The organism is Jannaschia aquimarina, from assembly GCF_000877395.1.
Taxonomy (GTDB): domain Bacteria; phylum Pseudomonadota; class Alphaproteobacteria; order Rhodobacterales; family Rhodobacteraceae; genus Jannaschia; species Jannaschia aquimarina.
In genome coordinates this window covers 20,388-28,304 of record NZ_JYFE01000001.1, presented here as the reverse complement: position 1 = coordinate 28,304, position 7,917 = coordinate 20,388, and the positions used below count along the sequence as shown (strand labels likewise).

General features: G+C 69.1%; 8 protein-coding genes. 6 read left to right on the top strand and 2 right to left on the bottom strand.

Annotated elements, in window-relative coordinates; all coding sequences use genetic code 11:
* The 6 genes from jaqu_RS00155 to jaqu_RS20290 all read left to right on the top strand — a co-directional run.
* On the top strand, positions 1 to 1,724 hold a 1,724-nt coding region (locus jaqu_RS00155), incomplete at its 5' end, for an outer membrane protein assembly factor BamB family protein (RefSeq protein WP_043916889.1).
* A complete protein-coding gene (locus jaqu_RS00150; RefSeq protein WP_043916888.1) occupies positions 1,721 to 2,356 on the top strand; it encodes a glutathione S-transferase family protein in 636 nt (211 codons plus the stop codon). The genes jaqu_RS00155 and jaqu_RS00150, both read left to right, overlap by 4 nt.
* Positions 2,357 to 2,393: 37 nt before the next feature.
* Complete coding sequence (locus tag jaqu_RS20305; protein ID WP_052500671.1) at positions 2,394 to 3,113, top strand: MBL fold metallo-hydrolase; 720 nt, start codon at positions 2,394 to 2,396, stop codon at positions 3,111 to 3,113.
* A 113-nt stretch (positions 3,114 to 3,226) separates the two neighbouring features.
* Positions 3,227 to 4,096 (top strand): AraC family transcriptional regulator, encoded by an 870-nt coding sequence (locus tag jaqu_RS20300; RefSeq protein ID WP_052500670.1) that lies wholly within the window; start codon positions 3,227 to 3,229, stop codon positions 4,094 to 4,096.
* Positions 4,093 to 4,956, top strand: coding sequence for an AraC family transcriptional regulator (locus jaqu_RS20295; RefSeq protein WP_052500669.1), 864 nt, complete (start codon positions 4,093 to 4,095; stop codon positions 4,954 to 4,956). Before jaqu_RS20300 ends, jaqu_RS20295 begins: the two co-directional genes overlap by 4 nt.
* A complete protein-coding gene (locus jaqu_RS20290) occupies positions 4,953 to 5,807 on the top strand; it encodes an AraC family transcriptional regulator (RefSeq protein ID WP_052500668.1) in 855 nt (284 codons plus the stop codon). The genes jaqu_RS20295 and jaqu_RS20290 overlap by 4 nt, the downstream gene beginning before the upstream one ends.
* Positions 5,808 to 5,818: 11 nt before the next feature.
* Here the strand turns inward: jaqu_RS20290 and jaqu_RS00125 are convergent, their stop codons facing one another.
* Positions 5,819 to 6,865 carry an alpha/beta hydrolase gene (locus tag jaqu_RS00125; protein ID WP_043916887.1) on the bottom strand — a complete coding sequence of 349 codons (1,047 nt, stop codon included), beginning with the start codon at positions 6,863 to 6,865 and terminating at the stop codon, positions 5,819 to 5,821.
* A complete protein-coding gene (locus jaqu_RS00120; protein WP_043916886.1) occupies positions 6,862 to 7,854 on the bottom strand; it encodes a patatin-like phospholipase family protein in 993 nt (330 codons plus the stop codon). The genes jaqu_RS00125 and jaqu_RS00120 overlap by 4 nt, the downstream gene beginning before the upstream one ends.
* Between the last annotated feature and the right edge of the window lie 63 nt (positions 7,855 to 7,917).

Sequence of the window (7,917 nt, the reverse complement as noted above, 5' to 3'; positions counted from 1 at the left end):
GGGCAGCCCTCCTCGCTACCCCCGCCGCCGCGCAGGACGTCCCCGCCGCCGACTGGCTCACCTTCAACCGCACGCTGACGGGAGAGCGGACCTCGCCGCTCGCGCAGATCACAGGCGAGAACGTCGCCGGCCTGAGGGCCGTCTGCACCTACGACACCGGGCTGACGACCAGCTTCCAGACCGGCCCCATCGTCGTGGGCGGGACGATGTACTTCACCACCGAGTTCGACACCTTCGCCATCGACGCCGCCACCTGCGACGAACTCTGGCGCACGACGCTCGACTACGAGCGCGCGGGACCGTTGCGCGTGAACCGGGGCGCGGCTTATCTGGATGGACGGTTGTTCCGCGGGCTGCAGGACGGGCGCCTGATCGCGCTCGACGCTGGGACGGGCGAGATGCTGTGGGAGGTTCAGATCGGCATCACGGAGAAGGGGGAGACCATTCCCGCCGCCCCGATCGCGTGGGACGGCAAGGTCTTTGTCGGCAATGCGGGCGGCGACAATTACGGCGTGAAAGGACGGGTCTACGCCTTCGAAGCCGAGACAGGCGATCCCGTCTGGGAGACATTCCTCGTCCCTAAGGAGCAGAACGTCGGCACGCTGACGCTGGTGGACGCGCCGATCTCGAACGACGCGACGGACGGCTATGCGAGCGCGGGCGACCCGACCACCTGGGACGTGCCCGAGGGCGAGCCGATCACCGGCGGCGCGTCGTGGACGACCTACACGCTGGACCCCGCCGCCAATGACGGGCGCGGCCTACTCTACGTGCCCACGGCTAACCCCGCGCCCGACTTCGTCTCCTCGCTGCGCGAGGGCGGCAACCTGATGACGAACTCCATCACCGTGCTCGACGCGCAGGACGGCGGCTACGTGCGCCACCACCTCATGGTGCCCGAGGACTTCCACGACTGGGACGCCTCCGCCGCTCCGGCGGTGGTGACGACCGCGGACGGCACCCGCACCGTCATCGCCGCCGCCAAGGACGGCAACATGCACGTCTTCGAGGATGTCGCACCCACCAAGGCGGGCGGCATCTCCGAGACCGACGGCGTGCGCACGGCGGCCCCCGGCGGCGGCGAGGCGGCGCCGGGCGTGCCGTCCAACAAGCGCTTCACCCGCGCGATCACGACGATCCTGAACGCCGACGCGCCGCTTGGGCCCGACGGGACCTACTTCTGCCCCGGCACGACGGCGGGGGTGCTTTGGAACGGCCCGGCCTACCACGCGGGCACGAACATGGCCTACGTCAACAGCGTCGACCGCTGCACGACGGTCTCGATCCAGGATCCGGAGAACGTCGTCTCGCTGTCGCTGGGTCAGGCCTGGACCGGCGTGGGCGGCGAGATCGACGGCGAGGAGCACACCTACGGCGTGAACGACGCGCCCGAGGACTCGAAGGGTTGGCTCAACGCCATCGACGCCGACACGGGCGAGGTGAAATGGGTCTGGCAGGCGCCGACCCCAATGCTGGCGGCCGTGACGCCCACCGAGGGCGGTATCGTCCTGACCGGCGACCTGAACGGCACGCTCTACGCCTTCGACGCGGTGAACGGCGGGCAGCTCGCGACCTACTCGGTCGGCGGACCGATCGGCGGCGGCGTCATCACCTACGCGGTCGAGGACCGGCAGTTGATCGCCGTGGCGTCGGGCATGAACTCGCCCATCTGGCCTTGGAAGGGCGGGCCGGCGCGTATCACCGTGCTGGGGCTGCCCCAGTGATCGTCCTGTATGCCTGGGACACGCCCAACGGCCAGAAGCCCGCGATCCTGCTGGAGGAGCTTGGCGTGGACTACGACCTGCGCGCCGTCGACATCGGCAAGGGCGCGCAGGACGATCCCGCCTTCCGCGCGATCTCGCCCAACGGGAAGATCCCGGCGCTGGTGGACGGAGATGTCACCCTCTTCGAGTCGGGCGCGATCCTGCTGCATCTCGCGGTCAATCACGGCCGCTTCCTGCCGACGAACGGCCAGGCCCGCGCCGACGCGCTGGCCTGGACGTTCTGGCAGGTGGGCGGGCTGGGTCCCATGATCGGCCAATGGGGACATTTCCTGATGGCGGATGGCGACCATACCTACGCGCGGGAGCGCTACCTTGCCGAGACGCTCCGGCTCTACGGCGTACTGGAAGGGCGGCTTGCGAAGGCGAAGAACCTCGCCGGGCCGGACTACTCCATCGCCGATATGATGGTCTTCCCCTGGGCGAAGGGCGGCCTCGGTTTTCTGGAGAAGGCGGCCGCCGATCGCCTGCCGGACCTCCCGGCGACCCGCGCCTGGATCGAGCGGATCGCCGGGCGACCCGCTGTCGCGCAGGCGCTCGAGCGGATGGCGGCGCTTGAGGGCGGGGCGCGATGATCCTGCCCGGGACACGATCATCACGAGAGGGACGACCATGCCGATCCAGTTCTACGCCCCGGACCCGCAGCGCGTCACGGACCGCGTCACGATGCTCCCGCAGGAGGGCTCGATCTCCGGCGGCTCGAAGCGGCCCCTGAACTCCTACGCCATTCGCGTAAACGGCGGGGACGGGCCACGCACCATTCTGATGGACGCGCCCTTCTCCTGGCTGATGGACGACCTGCGCGCCCGTCACGCCGAGGCGCCGATCCTCGCGCATGTCTTGTCGCATAGCGACCTCGCGGCCTCTGGCGACGCCTTCGCCGACCAGGACGCGGCCTTCAGCGCGCCGGTGCTGCTGCACCCGGCGGACCGGAACGACGATGCCCGGGCCCTGTCCGTCGAATTGCACGATCCGATGGGCCATCCGGCACTGGCGGATGTCGAAGCGATCCACATGCCGGGCCACACGCCCGGCTCGGTGATGCTGCACCTGGCCGGCGAGCGGACGCTCCTGACCGGCGACAGCGCCGTCGGCCCCGGCCCCGAGCAAGAGGCCACGCCGCCACGCCTTCAGCGGCCCAAGATGGCCCCGGACGACGAGGCCGTGTTCTGCGACGCGATCTCCCAGCTCCTTGACCGCCTGCCGACGCTGGAAGCCGTGCTGCCGCTCCACGGCGCGTGGTACCGGCGTAACGAGATCGGCGATGCGGCCTTCGACGGGGCGCTGGAGGCGATCTCCGAGGGCGAGCCAATGGATCCGTCGAAGGCGTGAGGCGGCCGGGTGGGACGATCGAGGCGCCAAGATGGGACGAGAGGGGCGTCCTTCGCGAACGGGTAGCGCGGCGGTGCCACAGTCGCTAACGTGCCGATAGTAAGGCCGAGGACATGGATCTGACGACCGCCCCGCAGAGCTTCCTGGACCACTACCGCCACGGTCCCTACCGCGATTTCGCCCAGGAGCATCGCACGGGCGGGACGTTCGGTATCGGCATGCTCGAGGCGCGGCAGGACCCCATCGAGACCGTCGATCCTGCGATCCCACAGGTTTCATTCGTAACCACCGTCGTTCGCAGCGATCCGTTCGAGGCCGATTTCGGGGATGGTTGGGCCAGACATGTCCCGTCGGGGCGCATCATCGACGTGCAGCCGGCCGATACGGATTGCGGGCTTCGTCTACCCCACATTCATCTGAGAGCGGCACATCTCTCACCGAAGACATGGCGAGACCTGATGCTCGCGCATCGGCTTCCCGCCGATGGGCTCGCGGCGGTGAGCGGGCAGTTCCGCGCCATGCCCCGCGCCATCGCGGCGATGGACGCAATGTGGGCCGCGTCCGAGCGTGTCGACCCGGCTGCATCGCTCGATTTCGACGGCGCCTTCCTGACGATGGCCGGCGAGCTGATCGCGGCCTGCGGACACACGCTGGCACCCGCGTCCGCGCTTTCCGACCGCCGCCTCGCGCGCGCCGTGGACTACGCCGAGACCCACATCGCCGCGCCCCTGACCGTGGGCGAACTCGCGAGCGCCGCCTGCATGTCTCCGTCGGCCTTCTCGCGCGCCTTCCGGGCCGCCACGGACGAGACGCCGTGGGCCTTCGTCCGCCGCCGCCGTCTGGAACGCGCGGGCCAGCAGATGGCGCGGACCGACGACACGCTGATGCAGGTCGCCGCCGATTGCGGCTTCACCGACGCCTCCCACCTCGCCCGCTGCTGGAAGCGGGCCTACGGGACCACGCCGCGGGAGGGTGGGCGATGACCGAGGCCGTCGGATATCTCGATCATTACAGGCACGGACCCTATCGCGAATTCGCGCAGGAACACCGCAAGGGCGGGACGTTCGGGTTGAACCTCATTGACGTCCATCAGGGCGAAGGAGAATTCTCTGATCCGGCCTTCGGGACCTACAGTTTCATATTGAACATGAACGATCCCGTGTTCGAGCCTGAGTTCAACTTCGGCGAGGGCTGGTTCCACCACCATAATTCTACCGGTTGTGTGAACGTCCAGCTCCCCGACGTCGAGGCGCGCTTTCGTCTACCGCCGCTCCATCTCAGGGGTGCAATCGCACCACGCATGATCGTCGACGAACTTCTGGCCTCCCTCGACCTTCCCGAGGGTGCGATAGATGTCGCCTGCGGCCGGTTCTACAAACTGCCCCGCGTTCGAACCGCAATGAATGCGATGTGGGCCGCCGCGAACCGGACGGACCCGTCGGCGGCGCTCGATATCGATGCAGGCTTCCTGACGATGATGGGAGACATCGTCGCCGCCTGCGGCCACGGCCTTGCGCCCGCGCCCAAGCTCGACGACCACCGTCTCGCACGCGCGGTGGACTATGCCGAAACGCACATCGCCGCGCCGCTCACGGTTGGCGAACTGGCGGGCGCCGCATGCATGTCGCCCTCTGCCTTCTCGCGCGCCTTCCGGGCCGCCACGGACGAGACGCCGTGGGCCTTCGTCCGCCGCCGCCGTCTGGAACGCGCGGGCCAGCAGATGGCGCGGACCGACGACACGCTGATGCAGGTCGCCGCCGATTGCGGGTTCACCGACGCCTCCCACCTCGCGCGGTGCTGGAAGCGGGCCTACGGGACCACGCCGCGGGAGGGCGGGCGGTGACGGCGCCAGCCTCCTTTCTCGATCACTATCGGGACGGACCTTACCGCGAGTTCGCGCAGGAATATCGCGGCGGCGGCACGTTCGGCGTCGAGATCATGCAGGTCGATCAGGGCGCGATCGAATGCGTCGATCCGGCGCTGCCGCAGGTGTGCTTCGTCAGTCTCGTGGCGCCGTCTGACCCGTTCGAGACCAATTTCGGGGACGGCTGGAAGGCACACCGACCCGGCCATCGCTTCCTCGACATCCAGCCGGCCATGACAGAATGCGGCTTTCGCCTTCCTGATCTCACGCTTCGAGTCGCACTGATCCAGCAGAGCAGCTTCGAGACGTTGCTGGATCGGCATGGCCCCACGCAGGACGCCTTTTCGGGTGTAATCGAGAAATTCCGTTGCCTCCCTGGGGCGATCGCCGCACTCGACGCCATGTGGGCGGCAACGGCGCGCAGCGATCCGGCCGCCTCGCTGGACCTCGACGGCGCATTCCTCACGATGTTGGGCGAGTTGATCGCTGCTTGCGGCCACAATCTTGGGCGGGCGCCGAAGCTCTCGGATCGCCGCCTCGCCCGCGCGGTAGATTACGCCGAAACCCATATTGCCGCGCCTTTGACAGTGGGTGAATTGGCGGGGGCAGCCTGCATGTCGCCCTCCGCGTTCTCCCGTGCCTTCCGCGTCGCGACTGGAGAAACCCCTTGGGCCTTCGTGCGCCGCCGCAGGCTGGAGCGCGCGGGCGAGCGGATGGGTCGCACCGACGACACGCTGACGCAGATCGCTGCAGAATGCGGCTTCACCGATGCCTCTCACCTCGCACGCTGCTGGAAGCGAGCCTATGGAAAGACGCCGCGCGGCGCCTGAGCGCGGCATTGTCACCGCCCGATCTTGAGCACACCACGGTCGCGCAGGCTTCGGCCTTCGGAAAAGCCGTTGATCAGCCGGATCGCGGCCGGGGAGGCGGCAAGGGTCAGGTGATCGCCGCTACCCGAACGGAGCGCAGTGAGGTCGACGACGGTCAGGCCACGCGCCTCCAACAGGCGCACCTCATCGGTCGAGCCGAGGCGATCAGGCTGACGTGTCAGAAAGGCCGAGAGCCCGAGTATCCGGTCCGCCTGGTTGATGGCAACGACGAAGAAGCCCGGTCGCCCCGAGACGCGATTCAGCTGGTCGAGAAACACCGGCAGGCCGATGTCGGGTGAGACGAGGATGATCCCCGACAGACGCGCGATCGCCGAGGGATCGTCGGACGACAGGCGTGCGAGCGCCTCCATGGCGAGGAACGCGCCCATCGAATGGGCGATCAGCAACACCCGTCCCGGCGCACCGGACGTGAGGCGAGCCAGGAGCGTGGCCAGATCCGCCCGGGCGGCGAGCGTGGCGTCGCGGTCTGCCAGATAGCCCAAGGGCGAGGCGGTCGAGGGCCAGTGGAACAGGATCTGCGGTCCCTGATCGGGTCCCGCGCCGGCATAGTCGTGCGCGATCTGGGCGTGCCGGAAAACAGCTTCGGCGGTCGTGTTGTTGTAGCCGTGGACGAAGACATTGACATCCTGCCCCGGACGGCGTGCGGCGAGCGCCGTATCCGCAAGCGCGCCCGCGGAAGCGACCCCGCGCAGGCTCTCGACAGCGAAGCTGCGGGCGGGATCGCCGTCCGTCCGGTACTCGACCTCGCCAGGCCGGTGGTTCGGTGGAATCGAGACATCGACGATCGTGGCCGTCAGGGACCCGCCGCCCGCTATTCGCAGGCTCCGGATCGGTCGGTCGGCGGCGAGAAGGTGGATCCGCTGGATCGTCGATGCGGCTGGTCCGTCCGCCGAGGATTCGACGAACCGCATGCGCGGCGCGCAGGCCCCGAGGGCCAGTAGCAATGCGCCCCCGACGACGAGCTGGCGGCGCCCCAGGCATTGCTCGGCACGGGTCATCGGTAATTATCATCGGCGAGCCACTCCAAAGCTGCCTCGCGCCCCAGACGTTTCAATTCTGCCAAGAAGGCCGGATGCGCGTTGAGCTTGGCGTCGAGGCCATAGCCCACCAGCGTGTCTCCGCCCTCGATCCGATGGAGCCGTATGCGGCGCAGCTTGCCGCCCTCGCCGTCGTCGGCCGCTTCGAGACGGGCGACTTCGGACAGCATGGCCTGCTGGAAGGCGACGGAGGACATGCGCTCGGCGATGTCGTGGGCGCTGTGCGGCGGGTCGGCGATCTCGCGCGGGTTCAGGTTTACGAGCAGGACCTCGTCGGTGCCGAAGCCCTCGGCGAAGGGCATGAGCGGCGGGTTGGCGGAGAAGCCGCCGTCCCAGTAGGTCTCACCGTCGACCTCGACGGGCGGAAAGAGCGTCGGCAGGCAGGCCGAGGCCATGACGCGCGCCCGGTCGATCTCGGGCCCGTCGAAGAGCACGGCGTTCGCGTCGCGTAGGCGGGTCGCGGCGATCCTCAGCGGCAGCACGCCCTCGGGGCCGCAGGATGTACGGATGGCGGCGAAGTCGATCGGATCGAAGAGATAGTCAGCCACGCCGCCGAGCAGGCCGAGCGGATCGCGCTGCGCGGGCGCGGCGAGGGCCTGCACCGCGTCGGTCACCGCCGCTTGGGCTACCATCGCGACCCGCAGCACGGGCGTCGCCATGAGTGCGGGCGGCGTGGCCGTCGGCGATGCGAGCGCCGCGCGGCCGCATCGCGTCCAGAAGGCGTCGAGCGCGGCCCGGGCAGCGGCCGGCCGGGCGACCGGTTCGGGCGCCGTGGCGTAACCGTGTGCGAGCAGCACCGCGTTGACCGCACCTGCAGACGTGCCGGTCACGGCGGCGATCTCGACCCCCTCGGAGAGCAGCGCGTCTAGTACACCCCAGGTGAAGGCCCCGAACGAGCCTCCGCCTTGAAGGGCAAGTGAGAGGCGGCGCGGGCAGGACGAGCCGCTCACTACGCTGCCGCGAAAGCGCGAACGCGCCGCCCACCAGAGGTCGAGTCGGCCGAGCGACGGCTC